This window comes from Pseudomonas bohemica, assembly GCF_002934685.1.
GTDB classification, from domain to species: Bacteria; Pseudomonadota; Gammaproteobacteria; order Pseudomonadales; family Pseudomonadaceae; genus Aquipseudomonas; species Aquipseudomonas bohemica.
In genome coordinates this window covers 97,151-116,078 of record NZ_NKHL01000116.1, presented here as the reverse complement: position 1 = coordinate 116,078, position 18,928 = coordinate 97,151, and the positions used below count along the sequence as shown (strand labels likewise).

At 61.1% G+C, this 18,928-nt stretch carries 13 protein-coding genes and 1 pseudogene; 8 read left to right on the top strand and 6 right to left on the bottom strand.

The features are described 5' to 3' along the window. Nucleotides 1-4: 4 nt before the first annotated feature. Together CE491_RS21280 and CE491_RS21275 are read right to left on the bottom strand one after the other, a co-directional pair. A complete protein-coding gene (locus CE491_RS21280; RefSeq protein ID WP_110950317.1) occupies nucleotides 5-1,207 on the bottom strand; it encodes a mandelate racemase/muconate lactonizing enzyme family protein in 1,203 nt (400 codons plus the stop codon). A gap of 148 nt (nucleotides 1,208-1,355) precedes the next feature. Next, nucleotides 1,356-2,435: a LacI family DNA-binding transcriptional regulator gene (locus CE491_RS21275; RefSeq protein ID WP_110950316.1), complete on the bottom strand. Its 1,080-nt coding sequence runs from the start codon at nucleotides 2,433-2,435 to the stop codon at nucleotides 1,356-1,358. A 113-nt stretch (nucleotides 2,436-2,548) separates the two neighbouring features. Between CE491_RS21275 and CE491_RS21270 the strand changes: the two genes are divergently transcribed. The 8 genes from CE491_RS21270 to CE491_RS21235 all read left to right on the top strand — a co-directional run bounded on the left by CE491_RS21270 (nucleotide 2,549) and on the right by CE491_RS21235 (nucleotide 13,248). Beyond that, nucleotides 2,549-3,565 (top strand): LacI family DNA-binding transcriptional regulator, encoded by a 1,017-nt coding sequence (locus CE491_RS21270; RefSeq protein WP_110950315.1) that lies wholly within the window; start codon nucleotides 2,549-2,551, stop codon nucleotides 3,563-3,565. Between the two features lie 158 nt (nucleotides 3,566-3,723). Then, the gene (locus CE491_RS21265) at nucleotides 3,724-4,443 is read left to right on the top strand and encodes a gluconate 2-dehydrogenase subunit 3 family protein (RefSeq protein ID WP_110950314.1); all 720 of its coding nucleotides are present in this window, start codon (nucleotides 3,724-3,726) and stop codon (nucleotides 4,441-4,443) included. 90 nt (nucleotides 4,444-4,533) lie between these two features. Then, nucleotides 4,534-6,312 carry a GMC family oxidoreductase gene (locus tag CE491_RS21260; protein WP_110950313.1) on the top strand — a complete coding sequence of 593 codons (1,779 nt, stop codon included), beginning with the start codon at nucleotides 4,534-4,536 and terminating at the stop codon, nucleotides 6,310-6,312. Then, entirely contained in the window at nucleotides 6,309-7,664 is a 1,356-nt protein-coding gene (locus tag CE491_RS21255) for a c-type cytochrome (RefSeq protein WP_110950312.1), read from the top strand. The genes CE491_RS21260 and CE491_RS21255 overlap by 4 nt, the downstream gene beginning before the upstream one ends. A gap of 75 nt (nucleotides 7,665-7,739) precedes the next feature. Beyond that, entirely contained in the window at nucleotides 7,740-9,095 is a 1,356-nt protein-coding gene (locus tag CE491_RS21250; RefSeq protein ID WP_407681355.1) for a carbohydrate porin, read from the top strand. A 247-nt stretch (nucleotides 9,096-9,342) separates the two neighbouring features. Then, nucleotides 9,343-10,380: an ABC transporter substrate-binding protein gene (locus CE491_RS21245; RefSeq protein WP_110950310.1), complete on the top strand. Its 1,038-nt coding sequence runs from the start codon at nucleotides 9,343-9,345 to the stop codon at nucleotides 10,378-10,380. A gap of 313 nt (nucleotides 10,381-10,693) precedes the next feature. Beyond that, nucleotides 10,694-12,070: a pyridoxal-phosphate dependent enzyme gene (locus CE491_RS21240; protein WP_110950309.1), complete on the top strand. Its 1,377-nt coding sequence runs from the start codon at nucleotides 10,694-10,696 to the stop codon at nucleotides 12,068-12,070. Further along, on the top strand, nucleotides 12,067-13,248 hold the full coding sequence (locus CE491_RS21235) for a cystathionine gamma-synthase (protein WP_110950308.1): 1,182 nt from the start codon (nucleotides 12,067-12,069) through the stop codon (nucleotides 13,246-13,248). The genes CE491_RS21240 and CE491_RS21235 overlap by 4 nt, the downstream gene beginning before the upstream one ends. Before the next feature lie 555 nt (nucleotides 13,249-13,803). Here CE491_RS21235 and CE491_RS21230 read toward each other — a convergent pair. The 4 genes and pseudogenes from CE491_RS21230 to CE491_RS21215 form a co-directional block, all read right to left on the bottom strand. Beyond that, the gene (locus CE491_RS21230) at nucleotides 13,804-14,715 is read right to left on the bottom strand and encodes a sigma 54-interacting transcriptional regulator (protein ID WP_110950307.1); all 912 of its coding nucleotides are present in this window, start codon (nucleotides 14,713-14,715) and stop codon (nucleotides 13,804-13,806) included. Between the two features lie 85 nt (nucleotides 14,716-14,800). Further along, complete coding sequence (locus CE491_RS21225; protein WP_110950306.1) at nucleotides 14,801-15,748, bottom strand: sigma 54-interacting transcriptional regulator; 948 nt, start codon at nucleotides 15,746-15,748, stop codon at nucleotides 14,801-14,803. Nucleotides 15,749-16,853: 1,105 nt separating this feature from the next. Continuing rightward, nucleotides 16,854-17,954, bottom strand: a pseudogene (locus CE491_RS21220) (transglycosylase SLT domain-containing protein); the annotation flags it as partial. Between the two features lie 75 nt (nucleotides 17,955-18,029). Then, nucleotides 18,030-18,911: an NAD(P)-dependent oxidoreductase gene (locus CE491_RS21215; protein ID WP_110950304.1), complete on the bottom strand. Its 882-nt coding sequence runs from the start codon at nucleotides 18,909-18,911 to the stop codon at nucleotides 18,030-18,032. Nucleotides 18,912-18,928 lie beyond the last annotated feature (17 nt).

Below are 18,928 nucleotides of genomic sequence, written 5' to 3'. Positions count from 1 at the left end.
AGAGTCATGGGCGCGTCTCGCGGATGATGACGTCACGGTGCTGGCGCACTTCGGGGCGTAACGCGGTGCCCAGTCCCGGCAGCGTCGGGGCGAGTGCGTGACCGTCCACGATCTGCGGCAGATGAGTGACGAGATCGCCGTACCAGGTGGACAGCGAGGCACGCACCACCTCTTGCAGCACGGCGGTCGGCGCGTGCATGCCGATCTGCAACCCGGCGAACAGCGCAACCGGGCCGGTGCAGTCATGGGGTGCCAGGGGTTTGTTGTAGACCTGCGCCAGCGCGGCGATCTTGCGTGCCTCGGTGAAGCCACCGCACCACACAAGGTCGAGCATCAGGTAGTCCATGGAGCCGGCGGCCAGCAGGTCGCGATAGGCCACGCTGCCGCCGAGGGTTTCGCTGGCACAGATCGGCACACGTGTGCGGTTACGCAGATCGGCCAGTGCCTTGGCATCGTCCATTTTGCACAGCGGGTCTTCGACCCAGTAAGGCTCGAATTCTTCGAGCGCCTGGCAGATGCGCAACGCCGAAGTGCTGTCCCAAAGGCTGTGCAACTCGCACATGATTTCGATCCGGTTGCCCACCGCCTGACGGATCTGGCGGAAGGCTTCGACGCCCTGCTTTACCTCGGCCAGGCTGATGGTGTTAGCCCCCGCCTGACGGGCGAAACGGTCGAACGGCCAGATTTTCATGGCCGTGTAGCCCTCTTCCACCAGGCTGACGGCTAGCGCCCCGGCATCACGGCTAAAGGCCAGTTGATCGTCGTACGGTCCCTGGGCGCGGTCGGCGCTGGTGATTTCGCGGCGCGCGCCCTGCTGGGTGTTGAATTCGTAACCGGCACAGGTGTTGTAGACACGAATCCGCTCGCGGCAGGCGCCCCCAAGGGCTTCATGAATCGGAATGCCATGGCGCTGCCCCTTCAGGTCCCAGAGCGCGATATCCACGGCACTGGCAGCGCGGATCTCGGCACTGGCGCTGTGGTAACCCACATAGGGGTTGGAGAGTTCGAGGGAAATTGCTTCGATCTGACGCGAATCACGGCCGAGCAAGCCGGGGCCGATCAGCTCATGCACCGCCGCTTCGACCGTGGCAGCGCCGCGGAAGGTTTCGCCGAGGCCGATCAGCCCTTCATCGGTTTCGATTTCCAGCCAGATGAGCTTTGGGCGTTCGGGCAGACGCAGGGTTCTTACGCAGGTGATTTTGGACATTATTGTTTTCCGAAGCATGTGGGGCGCCAAATGAGAGCGCTACCATTCGTGGAAAAAAATATAGCCCAGCCGTTTTACAAGAACAAGCATAACTTGTCAGACAACTGACGAATGTATTGATGGTAGCGCTCTCAAAAGACAGAAAGGGTCAACGTTTGCCCACAGGCGTGCTCGCTGCCTGGAGCAAGGTCGAGGTGCTGTCGCGTTCGATCAGGGTGAATCCGATGTCCTGGGCGATCTCGCTGCCGTCGCGACCGCTGAGCCGGTCCAGCAGCATCGAGGCCGCGCTGTCGCCCATTCGCTGGCCGTCGATGCGCACGGTCGAAAGCGGCGGGAAGGTGTGTGCGGCGAAGTTCATGTCGCCAAAGCCGATCACCGCCAGTTGTTGAGGCACGCGAATCCCACGCGCAGCAGCTTCGGTGAGCACGCCATGGGCGATGGTGTCAGAGGTGCAGACCACCATCAGCGGGCCGTCGGGGGCCATGCGGCCTTGTTCGATCAACGCCGAAAGACCGGCGCGCCCATGGGCCAGCGTGGGCAGGCCTTCGGATACCTGACGCGGAACATCGCTGATGCCCTGCTCCGCCAGGGTGTTGATGAAGCTTTGCGCACGGCGCAAGCCGCGGGGGTCGTTGACCGCGAGCAAGGCGAATCGTCGATAGTCGTTGCCCAGCAGATGTCGCGCCACATCGCGGCCGACTTTCTCATGGGAAAAGCCGACCAGCATGTCGATCGGCTCGCTGCTCAGGTCCCAGGTTTCCACGACCGGCACCTTGGAGGCGCGCAGACGATGGCGGCTGGCCGGGGTGTGCAAGGTGCCGGTGAGGATGATGCCGTCGGGGCGGCGGCTGAGAATGACTTCCAGCAGTTCCTGTTCGTGCTCGGTCTGATAACCGGAAACCCCGAGTAGCACCTGATAACCCGCCCTGGTCAGACGCTCGTTGATGGCCTGGAAGGTGTCGGAAAATATCGGATTGGTCACCATCGGCAGCACCACTGCCACCAGGCGACTGCGGCTGGAAGCCAGCGCGCCCGCCAGACGGTTGGGCACGTAACCGGTCTGATCAATGGCGCGTTGCACCTTGAGGCGGGTTTCGCTGCGCACCGTTTCAGGTTGATTCAGGCAGCGCGATACGGTCATCGGTGCCACGCCCGCCAGCCTCGCAACATCACTCAACGTCACGCCACGACTGCCTCGGCCGTTGCCGTCTGGTTTCTTGCCCGTCATTATCTGCCTGTTTTCCCGACTGTTTCGCCCAAGGTTCCGGTGGATCCTACCAGTCGGCCCCTCCTTGATGCGAGCGCGCCGGACGCCATCCGGTCCGGTATGGAAGCGAGAAGTTGGACAGCGACAAAAAGAAAGGCCTGCTTGAGGTTGCCGCCCTGGCGGGGGTCAGTCTGAGTACCGTGGACCGGGTGCTCAATGAACGCGGCAGCGTGTCGGATCTCAAGCGACGCAAAGTGCTGACCGCCGCCAAGGCGTTGGGCTTGCGTCGGCTACTGCCCTCCCCGGTCCACGGTTTGTTGCGCTTTGACCTGCTGATCGTCGAGAGCCACACCGATCACTATCGACGCCTGACCGTCGCGTTTCACCATCAGGCACGGCTGTTGCGCTCGCGTCTGGTCCTGCAGCACCAGACCTGGAACGACCAGAGCCCGGAACGGTTGCTGGAGTTCATCAACCAGCCGCGTACGTCGCGACAGGGGCTGATCGTGGTCGCCCATGACAGCCGTGCCATTCGCGCCGCGCTCAAGGCGCAGATCGCGCGGGGCGTGCCGGTGGTGCTGCTGACCAGCGCGCTGTCGGGACTCGATGGCGCCACCTACATCGGCATCGACAATCGAGTGGCCGGCCGCACCGCGGGACGTTTGCTCAGTCAATGGCAGGGTCAGGCTTCGGGCCGCGTGCTGCTGCTCACCAACTCGTTGCTCTATCACGCCCATCGGCAACGGGTCGAAGGCTTCCTGCAGGTCTTGAGCGAGCGGGCGCCGGGGATGACGGTGCTGGGTCCGGTGGAATGCCACGACGACGATGCCCTGACTGCTCGGGCCGTACGCAACGCCTGCGCGACGGGGGCGCAACTGACAGCGATCTATAACACCGGCGCGGGGTCCGCCGGAATTCATCAGGCGCTGCTCGGTCATGGCGTCAACCCGGTCTGGATCACCCACGAAGCGAGCCAGCAACACGCCGGATTGTTGCGCGAAGGGTCGCTGTCGCTGGTGATCGATCAGGACCCGGAGGGCCAGGCAGAAGCCGCCATTCAACACTTGCTGCACGTTAATGGCGACATCGAAACCCCGGTTCTGATCGCACCGCAATTACGCATCGTCATCGACGAAACACTGTCTGAGTAAAAGCGCTGCATCTATATGGGTTTTTGAGGGAAACACGTCAAATTGTCACTGGCGCGGTGATATGTCGCACCCTAGACTCGCCGCCGCTATCGATGGGTCCGAGGGCTCTGGCCCGAGCGTCCCATTGACTTTTTCCTCATCCCAGACAGGACAGATTCATGCAGCGCAGAGAATTTCTTTCATCGGCGTTGGCGTTGGCAGCCGCGTCCACGTTGCCGGCTGCGCGCGCCGAGGTCGTCAGCGGTGGACAGCCCTGGGAGCCCGGTCAGGCCAACCTGCCTGCACTGCCCGCTCCCCGCCAGGGCGGCTTGGCTTACTTCACCCAGGCCGAATTCGACACAGCCGGCGCTCTCGCCGACCGGCTGATACCTGCCGATGAACTGAGCATCGGCGGCAAGGAAGCCGGTTGCGCGACCTTCATCGACCGTCAGCTTGCGGGCGATTATGGGCGTGGCGCGACGCTTTACCGCCTCGGCCGCTTCGTCAAAGGCACCCCTGAGCAAGGCACGCAATCACCCCTGACCCCGGCCGAACGCTGGCGCAAGGGCCTGGTCGCCATCGACGCCTATTGCCAGAAGACCTTCTCGAAAACCTTCGTGCAACTGGACGGCGCCCAACAGGACGAACTGCTGCGCGGCATGGAAAGCGGCAAGCTGGAGCTGGGCAGCGAGGTTGAAACCAGGGAGTTGTTCGAACAGATTCTGGCCAACGTTCGTGAGGGCTTCTTTGCTGACCCCATCTACGGCGGCAACAAGGACATGGCCAGCTGGAAAATGATTGGCTTCCCGGGCGCCCGCTACGACTTTCGCGATGTGATCGGCAAGAAGGGCCAGAAGCTCACGATCATTCCCACCAGTCTGATCGACAACACCCTCTGATCGCTCACCGTGACCACTGATACGAGCAGTGCGGTACGCCGACACCTGCCTTGATTCTCGTGATGACACCGTATTGATAAGGACCCGTAAATGGCCAATGTTCGCCCCAAAGTCGACGCTGTAATCGTCGGCCTCGGCTGGTGTGGTTCTCTGATGGCTGAAGAACTGACCCGTGCCGGTCTCAATGTGGTCGCGATCGAGCGCGGCCCCTGGTTCGAGACCTCCACCGATTTCCCACCCTCGGTCGACACCGACGAGCTGCGCTGGGATACGCGCCGCAGCATGCTGCTGCCGCCGGCCATCGAGACCACCACTTTCCGCAACAATCGCTCGCAGACTGCCTTGCCCACCCGCGACTGGAGCCTCAACGAACTGGGTTACAACGTCGGCGGCTCGGGCACCCACTGGGCAGGCATGGCCTGGCGCTTTTTGCCCTTTGACTTCGAGCCCTACAGTTACACCCTCAAACGCTATGGCAAACAGCAGCTGACCGATGGCTTGATCGTGCAGGACTGGGGCGTGACATATGACGACCTGGAACCCTTTTATGATCGCTTCGAGAAAATCGCCGGTGTCTCGGGCAAGGCTGGCGTGCTCAACGGCAAGCAAGTCGAAGGCGGCAACATTTTCGAAGGCAGCCGTAAAAACGAGTTTCCCTTGCCGCCCCTCGCCACAACCCGGCTGACCGACCTGTTCACCGAAGGCAGCAAAAAGCTGGGCCTGCACCCGTTCATGGTGCCCGCTGGTCAAGCCTCGCAGGCTTACACCAACCCACTGGGCGTGCGCATGGGGCCTTGCACCTATTGCGGCTACTGCCTGTACTACGGCTGCGGCAACTTCTCCAAGTCCAGCCCCAACGCCTGCGTGATCCCGGCATTGATGCAGCGCAGCAACTTCACCGTGCTGACCGACTCGGCCGTGTTGCGCGCTACCCTGGCCGAAGACGGCAAGACTGCCACCGGCGTGACCTATCTGGATCGCAACAGGAAGGAATGGCACCAGCCCGCCGATATCGTGATCTTCTCGGCCTTCCAGATGCAGAACGTGCGCCTGTTGCTACTCTCGAAAATCGGCAAACCCTACGATCCGGCCAGCCGCTCAGGCGTGGTCGGCCGTGCCTATAGTTTCCAGACTGTGTCGGGGGCGAATCTGTTTTTCGAGGACGAGCAGCTCAACCAATACATCGGTGCCGGCGCCCTCTCCGTGCAGGTCGATGACTACAACGGCGACAACTTCGATCACCGCGGCAAAGGCTTCATCGGCGGCGCCGGCATTCTGGTGGTGGCCCGTGGCGCGCGTCCGATCGGCAACGCCGATGCGGTCCCACCGGGTACGCCGCGCTGGGGCAGCGACTGGAAAAAGGCCTACACCCACGCCTTCCAGAACGGCACCTTCATCTTCAACCAGGGCACCAGTTTTTCCCATGACGAGTGCTACCTCGACCTCGACCCGGAGTACAAGGACGCCAATGGCGACCCGCTGATTCGCGTGACGTTCGACTACAACGAGAACGACCGGCGCATGGCCAGATTCACCGAAGACAAGGCTGTCGAGATCGGCAAGGCCATGGGCGCGAAGATCGTCAATGGCTTCGATTCGGCTGCCACCAACTATGGCCCCTACCTGCCGGCCAGTGACCACACCATCGGCGGCGCGGTCATGGGCACCGACCCGAAAACCAGCGTACTCAACCGTTACCAGCAGAGCTGGGACGTGCATAACGTCTTCGTACTCGGCGCCTCATCGTTCCCCAACAACGCCGGTTACAACCCGACGTCGACCATTGCCGCCCTGAGCCTGTGGACGGCCAAGGCCATCATCGAACAATACCTGAGCAAACGCGGCCCGCTGGTGGAGGTGTCGGCATGATCGCCCGTCATCGCAAGACTCTGGCCGCCGTGGCCCTGTTGTCCCTGAGCGGCGCCATTGGCCTGTACGGTGCTTACGGTGTCGCGGATGCGGCGGATGGCATCGTCCAGCCCGGTCAGCAGAGTGGCAACAGTCAAGGCGTCCAGGCCCCGGCGACCCAGCCGCAGGAAGATCCGGCCGTAGCCCGCGGACGCTATGTCGCCATCGCCGGCGATTGCGCGGCGTGTCACACCGACCCCCATCAGGGCAAACCATTTGCCGGTGGTTATGCGCTCGAGACGCCGTTCGGCAAACTGCTGGCGAGCAATATCACCTCGGACAAGGCCACCGGCATCGGTGACTGGTCCGAAGAGCAGTTCACCCGCGCAGTGCGCGAAGGCAAAGGCCGACATGGGGAAAACCTGTATCCGGCGATGCCCTACAACGCTTACGTGAAAGTCAGCGACCAGGACATGCATGACCTTTGGGCCTACATGCAGACCGTGCCTGCAGTGAACAATCAGGTGGTGTCCAACCAACTGCCCTTCCCGTTCAACATCCGCCTGATGATGATGGGCTGGAACCTGCTGTTCTTCGACAAGACCCCGTTCAAACCGGTAACCGAGGCCAGTGCCGATCTCAACCGCGGCGCCTACCTGGTGCAGGGCCTGGGCCATTGCGCGGCGTGCCACACGGAGAAGAATTTCCTCGGTGGCGACAAGAACGACAGGTTTTTGCAAGGCGGCGATCTGGCCGGCTGGCATGCACCGGAAATCACCGGCAATCGCTACGCGGGCGTCGGCGGCTGGACCTCTGAGCAGATCGTTCAGTACCTGAAAACCGGGAGCAACGACATTGCCGTGGCATCCGGTCCGATGGCTGAAGCGGTCACCAACTCGACCCAGCACATGAGCAATCAGGACCTAAACGCGATTGCGGCCTACCTGCAAAGCCTGCCCGGCTCTAAGGCAACCAAACCGCAACCGCTTACCGCCGTGCAGCAGGCCATGAAACAGGGCGCGAACGTCTACTCGGCCAACTGCTCGGCCTGCCACAACAGCGATGGCAAGGGCATCAATCAGCTTGCTGCGGGGCTTGGCAATAACCCGGCAGTGCAGGCTGCCAACCCGCAGAGTCTCACCACCACGGTGCTGCAGGGCGGACGCGGCGCGGTCACGCTGGGCAACCCCACCAGCGGTGCCATGCCCAGCTTCGCCTGGAAGTTGTCCGACCAGCAGATCGCTTCGGTGCTGACCTATATACGCAACACCTGGGGCAACGCCGCGCCTGCAGTCGATGCTCATCAAGTCGCTCAAACGCGTAAGGACCTCAAGCTGCCAGCGCAAATGAGCGCCGACGGCAGTGCCCGCTAAAGCTCACTCAATATCCCTGGCGCGGGGCGCACCGGCCCCGCCGCCGACCCTCTACCCCATTACGAGAACACGAGCATGAAAGGAACGCTTTCGCGCCAAAGGCCTGCGCCTTGCGCACTGGTCATGGCGCTGTCGATCGGTGCTGCCTGTGGTTACAGCTTCAGCGCACAGGCAGCAGAGGCCTTTGCCATCGACTCCCCCTGGATGAGCGGCGACTGGGGCGGTACGAGGACTGACCTGCTGAACAAGGGCATCGACATCAAGATGGGCTACACCGGCGAGTCGGCCTCCAATCTGAGCGGCGGCTATGATCATGACCGGGTGACGCGGTACGCCGACCAGTTCAACCTCGGTGCCGACATCGATCTGCAAAAACTGTTGGGCTGGAACGACGCGGCCTTCAGCCTTTCGCTGACCAACCGCAACGGCGATAACATCAACGAGAAACTTAACGACCCGCGGTCGACAGGCATGGGCTCGACCCAGGAAATCCAGGGCCGGGGCAGCGTCACCCGTCTCAGCGAATTGTGGCTGAGCAAAGGCTGGTTCGACGACAGCTTGAATATCAAGGCCGGCCGAATGGCCGTGAGTGACGACTTCGCGGTGGAAGACTGCTCGTTTCAGGGCCTGGCATTCTGCGGATCGCAGCCCGGGAACTACGTCGACAGCATCTACAACGGCCCGATCAGCCAGTGGGCATTGCGAGTTCGCTATCGCCTGAGCGGTGAGGTGTATGCGCAGATCGGCGCGTTCAACGTCAATCCATCGGGGCTGGACAACGACAATGGCTTCAAACTCAACGGCGCAGGTACGGCCGGCACCCTGTTTCCGGTCGAGCTGGTGTGGACCCCTAGCGTCAATCAACTGCCCGGTGAGTACCGTGTCGGCTATTACCACAGCACGGCCAACGCCAGGGATGTCTACAAGGACGAAAACAATCGCCCGGCCGCGATCACCGGCAACGACTTTCGCAGCGATGACAGCCGCCACGGATTCTGGGTGGTCGGCAAACAGCAACTGACCTCGGTGCACAGTGATACATCACGTGGCTTGACCGCGACCGCCAGCGCCACCTTCCAGGACCGGGAGACGACTGCCGTAGACAGTTATCAGAAAATCAGCCTGGTCTATAAAGGTCCGTTCGACGCGCGCCCGACCGATACGCTGGGCGTTGGCATCGCTCGCGTCCATGCCAGTTCATTGTTTCTGCGCAATGCCCGGACCTCCAACAGCCTGAATGGGCTGAGCTATGACGACGCCGGCTACCTGCCCGAGCAGCATTCCATGTACGCCACCGAGCTGAACTACGGCATCCAGGCGACCAAATGGCTCAATGTGATGCCCAACCTGCAATACATCAAAAACCCTAACGGCGTGCGCCAAGTGGATAACGCGCTGGTATTGGGGTTGCAGGTCCAGTCGCAGTTCTGACTGAGCGCGCAGGGTTATGCTCACATCCATTCCCTGAAGCACTTCGGCTTGCCAGCGGTAGCGTCCTTAAAATCACCACCGCTGGTAAGCCATGCTGCCAAGGTACGCAATGACCAACATGGCGCGGTGGAGGCTGAACATATTGATATGTCATTTTGATATTTAAATTCTTCCGCTTATGCCTATAAAGTCATCTGCATCCAGGACGGTGCAGTGTGCTCCTGTCCACCCGACAATGGAGCCGTTCATGTCTCAAGAGCGTTCAAGTATCTCCCGTCAGCGCCGCCTTGGCGCGGCGTTGGCCCTCGCGGCGTCTGTACTGGCCGCGACCCTCGGCGCGCCTCAAACCGCACAGGCCGAGGGTCAGCTGCGCATCGCCGAGCAGTTCGGCGTGGTTTACCTGCTGCTTAATGTGGCACGGGACCAGCAGTTGATCGAGAAACACGGCAAAGAGGCTGGCGTCGACATCAAGGTCGACTGGACGCAGCTCTCCGGAGGTTCGGCGGTCAATGATGCGCTGCTGTCCGGCGCCGTGGACATCGCTGGCGCCGGTGTCGGCCCGCTGCTGACCATCTGGGATCGCACCCACGGCAAGCAAAACGTCAAGGCCGTCGCCTCGCTGGGCAACTTCCCTTATTACCTGGTGAGCAATAACCCCAACGTCAAGACCATCGCCGATTTCAGTGAGAAAGACCGCATCGCTGTACCTGCGGTGGGCGTCTCGGTGCAGTCCCGCTATCTGCAATTGGCCTCGGCCAAACTGTGGGGCGACGCCGAGTACAACCGCTTGGACAAATACACCGTCAATCTGCCGCACCCGGATGCCAGCGCGGCGATCAAGACCGGTGGCACCGAACTCAACGGCCATTTCTCCAACCCGCCGTTCCAGGAGCAGGAGCTGGAAAACAAGAACGTGCACATCGTGCTCAACTCCTACGACGTGCTGGGCCCGAACTCGCCGACGGTGCTGTTCGCCACCGAGAAATTCCGCGAACAAAACCCCAAGACCTACCAGGCATTCATCGAAGCACTGGCCGATGCAGCGGACTACATCAAACGCGACAAGGCGGGCGCCGCTGACACCTACATCCGTGTGACCAAATCCAACATCGACCGCGCGCAGCTGATCAAGATCATCGAAAACCCGCAGTTCGAATTCACCATCAACCCGAAAAACACCTTCCCGATGGCCGAATTCCTGTATCGCGTCGGCGCAATCAAGACCAAGCCGACGTCATGGAAGGATTACTTCTTCCAGGATTCGAAACTGCTTGAAGGGAGCTGATGGCGCTGCCTCGGTAGCTGCTCCCTCATCCTGGTTTCAACGTAACCCCACTGTGGGAGTGAGCTTGCTCACGAGGACTGACTTTCAGACGCCGGATTGGCTGTGAAAGGACCAGCCTCCTCGCGAGCAAGCTCACTCCCACAGTTGCGATCCGACGCACAAGAACGCCAGAGTATCCGGGAAACGTCGCGCGTTACGACGGCAACCAAGGCAGTGTGTCGACGGACGCTAATGCGCCCGACGCCTCAAACCAGTGCACGTTTGCAGCCCGCCGCTGTCCATCCCGTATGCGTTGTGCACGTGAGGATATGACATGTCAGCTGATTCCCGTCCGGCCGTACTCGAACTGATCGGCAATACCCCCTTGGTGCGGGTCAGCCGCATCGATACCGGTCTGTGCACCCTCTTCCTGAAACTCGAATCCCAGAACCCCGGCGGCTCGATCAAGGATCGCGTCGGCCTGGCGATGATCGATGCAGCCGAACGCGACGGCCGCTTGCGACCCGGCGGCACCATCGTCGAAGCCACCGCCGGCAACACCGGGCTGGGCCTTGCGTTGGTCGGCCGGGCCAAAGGCTATCGGGTGGTGCTGGTGGTGCCGGACAAGATGTCCACCGAGAAAGTCCTGCACCTCAAGGCGATGGGCGCTGAAGTTCACATCACCCGCTCCGATGTCGGCAAGGGCCATCCCGAGTACTACCAGGATGTCGCCGCGCGACTGGCCGGGGAAATCCCCGACGCCTTCTTCGCCGACCAGTTCAACAACCCCGCCAACCCGCTGGCTCACGAAAGCAGCACCGCACCGGAAATCTGGGCGCAGACCCAGCACGACCTGGACGCGGTCGTAGTCGGCGTCGGGTCCGCAGGCACCCTCACTGGCCTGACCCGCTTCTTCAAGCGTGTGCAGCCGGATCTGGAAATGGTCCTGGCCGATCCCGTCGGCTCGGTGGTCGCCGAATACAGCCGCAGCCGCACGTTACCGACACCCGGATCCTGGGCAGTCGAGGGCATCGGCGAAGACTTCATCCCCTCGTTCGCCGACCTCTCCACCGTGCGCCAGGCCTACTCGATCAGCGATGAAGACAGCTTCGAACACGCGCGCCATCTGTTGCGCGCCGAGGGTATTCTCGGAGGATCTTCCACCGGCACCCTGCTCGCCGCCGCCCTGCGCTACTGCCGCGAACAGACCGTGCCCAAACGTGTGGTCAGCTTCGTCTGCGACACCGGCACCCGCTATTTATCCAAGGTCTACAATGACCAGTGGATGACCGACCAGGGGCTGATGCAACGCACCCGATACGGCGACCTGCGCGACATGATCGCCCGGCGTTTCGAGGACGGACGCGTGATCAGCGTCGGGCCGGACGACACCCTGCTCACCGCGTTCCAGCGCATGCGCCTGGCGGACGTTTCGCAACTGCCGGTGCTGGTGGACGGCAAGCAACTGGTAGGGGTCATCGATGAGTCCGATATCCTGCTTGACGTGCACACCGACACCTCGCACTTTCGCACCACAGTGGCCAGCGCCATGACCGACCAACTGCAAACCCTGCCGCCCGACGCCACGCTCGCCAGGCTTCAAGAGGAGCTGGATCGAGGCCATGTCGCCATCATCGCCGACGCCTCGGGCTTTCATGGCCTGATCACCCGCGTCGACCTGCTCAATCATTTGCGGAGATCCCTTGCATGAATCAGCACGACGAAAAAAGCCACCCCAAGCACGCCTTCGCCACCCGCGTGATTCATGCCGGGCAAGCCCCGGACCCCACCACCGGAGCGCTGATGCCGCCCATCTATGCCAACTCCACCTACCTCCAGGAAAGCCCCGGTGTGCATAAAGGTCTGGATTACGGGCGCTCGCACAACCCGACGCGCTTTGCCCTGGAGCGTTGCGTGGCTGATCTGGAAGCCGGCACCCAGGCGTTCGCCTTTGCCTCGGGGCTGGCAGCGATTTCATCGGTGCTCGAACTGCTCGACGCAGGCTCGCACATTCTCTCGGGCGATGACCTGTACGGCGGCACCTTCCGACTGTTCGACAAAGTGCGCAAACGCAGCGCCGGCCATCGTTTCAGTTTCGTCGACATGACTGACCTGTCGGCCTTCGAAGCCGGGCTTCAGGACGACACCAGAATGATCTGGGTAGAAACCCCGAGCAATCCACTGCTGCGCCTGACCGACCTTGCCGCCATCGCTCGCATCTGCCGTGACCGAGGCATCCTCTGCGTCGCCGACAACACCTTTGCCAGCCCGTGGATACAACATCCGCTGAGCCTGGGTTTCGACATCGTCGTGCACTCGACCACCAAATACCTCAACGGCCACTCCGACGTCATCGGCGGCATTGCGGTGGTGGGCAACAATGCCGAACTGGCCGAGCGCCTGGGTTTCCTGCAAAACTCGGTGGGCGCCATCGCCGGTCCCTTCGACGCCTTCCTGACCTTGCGCGGCGTGAAAACCCTGGCGCTGCGCATGGAGCGTCACAGCAGCAACGCGCTGGAACTGGCCCAATGGCTCGAACGCCAACCGCAAGTGGCGCGGGTCTACTATCCGGGCCTGCCCTCTCATCCGCAGCATGCGCTGGCCTGTCGGCAGATGCGCGGGTTCGGCGGTATGATTTCCCTGGACCTGAACACGGACCTGGCTGGCACTCGGCGCTTCCTGGAGCAGGTGCAGATCTTCGCGCTGGCCGAAAGCCTCGGTGGCGTGGAAAGCCTGATCGAGCACCCGGCCATCATGACCCACGCCAGCATCCCGGCTGAAAACCGCGCAAGGCTGGGGATTGGCGACTCGCTGGTCCGGCTGTCGGTCGGCGTCGAAGACGTAGAAGACCTGCGGGCAGACTTGGCGCAGGCGCTGAAGACAATTTGAGGCACCGATTGTCATCACACAGCGCAAGGGCATTATTGCCACTTTGGTAATAGAGCTTTGCCGAAAGATAGATGGCTGAAACTTAGATAGCTTGCTAACGTTCACCCCGTCAAGTCCGCCGATTTGATGGATGTCCCTCAAGCCGCCAAACCGTCCGAGATAACGGGTTGGCGGCTTTTTTATGGCCGATGGATTTGTGTGGATTCGGCGGCGTCTGGGGATTTGGCGCAGTCCGCCCCGCCGACGATGGCGCCTGAGAGACTGCCGCGGTCGTCAGACCGGGCTGCTACAGGGGATTGCGTACGCAAAATCCAGGTACGTGACAAAACCCCGTACGAGACGACGGAGGCTACGACGGCAGCGAAAGCGTCAGGTCAATCGCTTATGGCTCGCCCGGCCATCCGTCTTCGCTGCCGTCGTCGCCTCCGACGTCTCCCCGGGTAGATCGGGTGCGACCTGAGCATCCCTGTTTGGCGCTAGAAATGCGAAGGGCCTTGGCTCCACGCAGCATTGCTTTTCGTAATCCCCGAGCGCCAGCGGCACGTACGCCCGCGCTCAAACATCCAACTCCTTCATCCGGTGATAGAGCGTGCGCCGCGGGATATTCAGCTCCTGGCTCACCGCATCAATACTGTTGTTGTGTCGCTTCAAGGCAGCCTGGATCAATACCTTCTCAATCACCCGCAACTGCGACTTCAAGCCGGTGGACGACTCCCGGTCCTCGCCTGCCTCATCGCCCAACAACGGAAAACCCAGGACGAACCGCTTGGCCGCCGACTTCAGCTCGCGGATATTGCCCGGCCACTGATGATTCAACAGCACATGCCGCAACATCGCGCTCACTTCAGGCATCGACAAACCGGATTCACGTGCCGATACCAGTGCGAAACGCCGAAACAACGGAATGATCCGCTGCCGTTGAGCGCGCAGCGGCGGCAGTTTCAGGGTCAGGACATTGAGCCGAAAATACAGATCCCGACGAAACCGGCCCTGCTCCACCAACTCGTCCAGCGCATGCTGCGCCGAGGCAATCACACAGACATCCAGCACAATCGGCGTCGTCGAACCCAGGCGCTCAAGCTCGCGGGTTTCCAGCACCCGCAAGAGCTTGGCCTGAAGACTGAGGGGCATGCTGTCGATCTCGTCCAGATACAAGGTTCCGCCCTGCGCTGCTTCGATATAACCGACCCGGGAACGATCAGCCCCGGTGTACGCCCCGCTGACCACGCCGAACAACTCGCTCTCGGCCAACGATTCCGGAATGGCCGCGCAATTCATCGCTACCAGGCGTCCCTTGCGCCCCGACAATTCGTGAATACGCCCGGCCACGGTGTCCTTGCCGGTGCCCGTCTCACCCGACAGCAGCACATCGATACCCAGATGGGAGATGCTTTGGGCGATGACAGTCAGGTTCGGCACATGAGTGTCGTCGGCCAACTGATCATCAAACACATCGTAAACACTCATCCACGACCTCTAGCGGTTCTCGCGCCCGCCTGCGCTTGGCGCGGCGGCCTTGTAAACAACTTGAGAGACAGCCCAGCCTCAGGCGTCAGGGAAACAGTGGATCAGCCGCGCCAAAACAGGTCAGCCCCAGCGCTTTCATGCGGTGATACAACGTGCGTCTGGGAATCTCGAGCTCTTGAATGACCGCGTCCAGGCTGTGCTTGTGGCGCTTGAAGGCGTCCTCGATCAGCATCTTTTCGATCACCCTCAGCTGGGTTTTCAACCCGGTTTCAGGGTCGCGGTCCGGCTCGATATCCGCGCCCAACAACGGAAAACCGAGGACGAAACGTTTGGCTGCCGATTTGAGTTCGCGAATGTTGCCCGGCCACGCGTGGCTGAGCAGCAATTGCACCAGGCCATTGTCCAGCGTGGGTGGCGAGCGATCGAATTCTCGGGCGATGGTCTGGGTGAACTGGTCGAACAACGGCAGTATCTGCTCGCGGCGATTGCGCAAGGCTGGCATCTGGATGGTCAGCACATTGAGACGAAAAAACAGGTCGCGGCGGAAAAGCCCTTGCTCCACGAGTTCATCCAGCGGTCGCTGAGCCGAGGCGATCACGCGCAGGTCCACGGGGATGAACGCGGTCGAACCCAGCCGTTCGATGCCACGTGTTTCGAGAATGCGCAGCAATTTGGCCTGAAGGCTCAAGGGCATGCTGTCGATCTCATCCAGGTACAGCGTGCCCCCACACGCCGCCTCGATGTACCCCTGGCGGGATCGGCTGACGCCTGTGTACGCGCCATTGACCACACCGAACAGTTGGCTTTCGGCGAGCGATTCGGGAATGGCTGCGCAGTTCATGCCTACGAAGGAACCTGTCCGACCAGACAACTCATGTATGCGTTTGGCCAACGTGTCCTTACCCGTCCCAGTCTCCCCGCACAAGAGCAAATCTATGCTTAGACTTGCTGTATTCACCGCAATCTGATGAATATCCAGCGTTGCATTTCCCTTCAAGGTCGCCCAGCCGCTTACATCGATTTCTTCCTTCATCGATACCTCTCACATTGGGTGCAAGCGAGTTATTAGTACCACGCAATACAAAGGCAGCAATAATTAATTTTAGTTCCCGCTCTGCCTGAGAACAGGTTCACAAAGTTCCCGCAATGATATCAATATGACTGCACTCTCTGTCTCAACTAATACGTGCTGCACGACTTTCAAACGCGTATTTAAATTTTCGACTTGCCTCGTTACCCGTATTGTTTTATCAGGACCGACACAACGTAGAACAATTCTCATCAACCATGAAATTAGTCTATTAATCAATAGATTAGGCTCTACACAAGCGCTTCGTCGCTTAATTCGGCATGGCTCCGTCAGAAATCCAACGCGTCTAAATGCTAGCTGCGTTTGGCGAAGTACTAGGCCGTTACTGCGCTAAACTTGCTCGAAAACGCTAACGCCCCATCGGACAGTTCAGTAAAACTGCGTTCGTTAAGCTTCTTAGTTCAAGTCAGCCCTATCAACAGCTGATTCGTGACTGAACAACACTTCAATGTTAAGCCGATATATAAAAACCACTAATGCAACAAGCATTCATTAAACATAAAGTCGAGACAACTCACACATCTAACGCATTCGGAAAACCAACTAAGGGCGTTCGGTTTGCCGAACGCAGCTTTATCCATTCAGCTAAAGCGGAAAAATTTCCCATGTTTTACGGGGCTTAGCTGGCACCGTCCGGTATGTTTCCGAACGGTTTGCGTTGCGATTTGGCGCGCCCAATGGATATTTAAGGATCGGGATCCAACTAATGACAGGCGTCAAAGGTGCACCGCAGAGATGTCGTGATGACGTGACATTCGCGAAGCAAATAGTGCTCCGATGTTTCAAGATATGTCCAAGCCCTATTTAAAGCGCTGTGTATCAGCGAGGTTACAGGCCTGCAAAAAAGTTCAGAACAAATGCGCTGATTTAGATCAACGAATATGTCTGCGACGGCCACATCATGGCGTTATGGAGCAAATGGCGAGAGCGGAAAGGTTTGTATCGGCGTGCTTACCTGCCCCGCGCGGGCGTTGGTGCACCGAGCAGGTCACGCTGATGGGAAGGGTATTTTTCCGAGAGAGGTCTGTCAGGGGGCCAATCTGACAGACGGCGACGCGGGGGTCGCGGTAACAGCCAGCGCTTCGCCAGACGTTTGCGGGCCATATGGCGCCAGCTTTGCCAGGCTGGCGGAGAGCTGCCGGGCCTGATCCCGCGGGACCAGAAGATGAGTCGGCCCGTCGACGGTTTTCTTGCGCAGGAACGCCGGGTTCAGCCCCAGAAGCACGGCTTCATCGACCCCGGCGTTGGCGGCCAGTTGGCTGAGGTCTACCGGACGGGTCAGCTCGAGGGTCGTGAAATACGGCGCGTTGGCCACCGGGTTGAGCTGCACGCCGTAGACGTCGGGTTCGCGCACCAGCATCGACAACGCCAGCAGGCGCGGCACGTAGTCCTGGGTTTCCCTCGGCAGATTCAGGTGCCAGTAGTCAGCTGGCAAGCCGCGCTGCTGATTGACCGCCACCGCCCGGCTCACGGTGCCTTCGCCGGCGTTGTACGCGGCCATGGCCAATAACCAGTCGCCGTTGAACTGATCGTGCAGCCGTGTCAGGTAGTCCATCGCCGCCTTGCTCGAGGCCACCACGTCGCGACGCCCGTCATAGAAGGCGGTCTGGCGCAGGTTGAAATCGCGACCGGTGGCAGCCATGAACTGCCACAGCCCGGCCGCCTCGCGGATCGAACTGGCTTTGGGGTTGTAGGCGCTTTCGACGATCGGCAGCAGCGCCAGCTCAGCGGGCATGCCACGCTGGTCCAGGCTTTCGGCGATGAAGTGCAGATAGGGGCTGGCGCGCAGGCTGGCATTGCGCAGGAAGCCAGGGTTGCCCAACAACCAGTCGCGCTGCCGGAGGATCCGCGGGTTCGCGCCTGTCTCGTCCAGCAGACTAAACCCCTGCCCCAGCCGACCCCAGATGTCGCTGCCGGCGTAGGAAGTCGCCGCCATCCGGGGGCGCAGGCTGGGACCTGGGTCCGCAGTGCGGTTCAGACCGGCCACCAGGCGTGGCGTGCGCTCAATCGGGGGTTGCGCGGGATAGCCGAACGCCTGGTAATCGATGGATTGACACCCCCCGCACAGCAGCGCGACGGTAAGCCAACCAAAACGCAACTGACGAGTGAGTGTCAAGGGCCCCATCGGCGGGGTCGAGGCAGGTGGCATGGAGGCGGGTCCTGAGAGCGATTACCCTAGGTGGCCCGCGCGCCTGAGCGGTTCCATCTCCAATGCAAGATTGACTCAGTGATTCGACCAGCCTTCTACTGTGCGCACCAGTTCGGTCAGGTCGCGATCAGCGCCGTCCTGTTGCGCAGCGACGTTCCACAATTGCCGCGCGGCGTTGCCCAGCCACATCGGTACGCCCAGGGCCTGACTTTCCTCGATCGCCAGCCCGATGTCCTTGCACACGCTGGACAGCGGAAAGCCGAAATCGAAAGTACCCGGCAGCACGTGTTTGGGGAATTTATCCAGGGTCGCGCCGTTCTTGCCGCTGCCTGCGTTGATCACTGACATCATCACTTCGGGGTCCAGCCCGCCTTTGACCCCGGCGACGAAGGCTTCGCTGGTGATCGCGAAGGCAGTCGTGGAGAGCATGTTGTTCAACAGCTTGAGTAACTGACCCTGGCCCGGCTGCTCACCAACGATGAACACCTTGCCGAACACATCGAACAGCGGACGCACCCGTTCGACCGTCGCAGGCTTGCCCGCAACCATCAGTGCCAGGCTGCCCTTCTTCGCACCGGCAGCGCCCCCGCTCACCGGCGCGTCCACGGTGTCGATACCCTTGGCCGCGAGACCCTCCGCGACTTCCTGCTCCGCGCGCGACCCCACAGTCGAAAGGTCCACAAGAACCCGCACCGAGCGCCCTTCGATGATGCCTTCCGGCCCCAATGCCACAGCCTTGAAAATCGCCGGGCTCGGCAGGCTGGTGAAAATGATCTCGGCGCTGTCGGCGACTTCTTTCACGCTGGCAGCGATACGCGCACCCAATGCCCTCAGCTCATCCAGCGCGCCCTTATCCTGGTCGTAAATCACCAGCCCGTGTCCATGCTCCAGCAGGCGCCGCGCCATGGGCCGCCCCATGACGCCGACGCCGATAAAGCCCAGTTGTTGATTGCTCATGATTGTTTTCCTGCTCG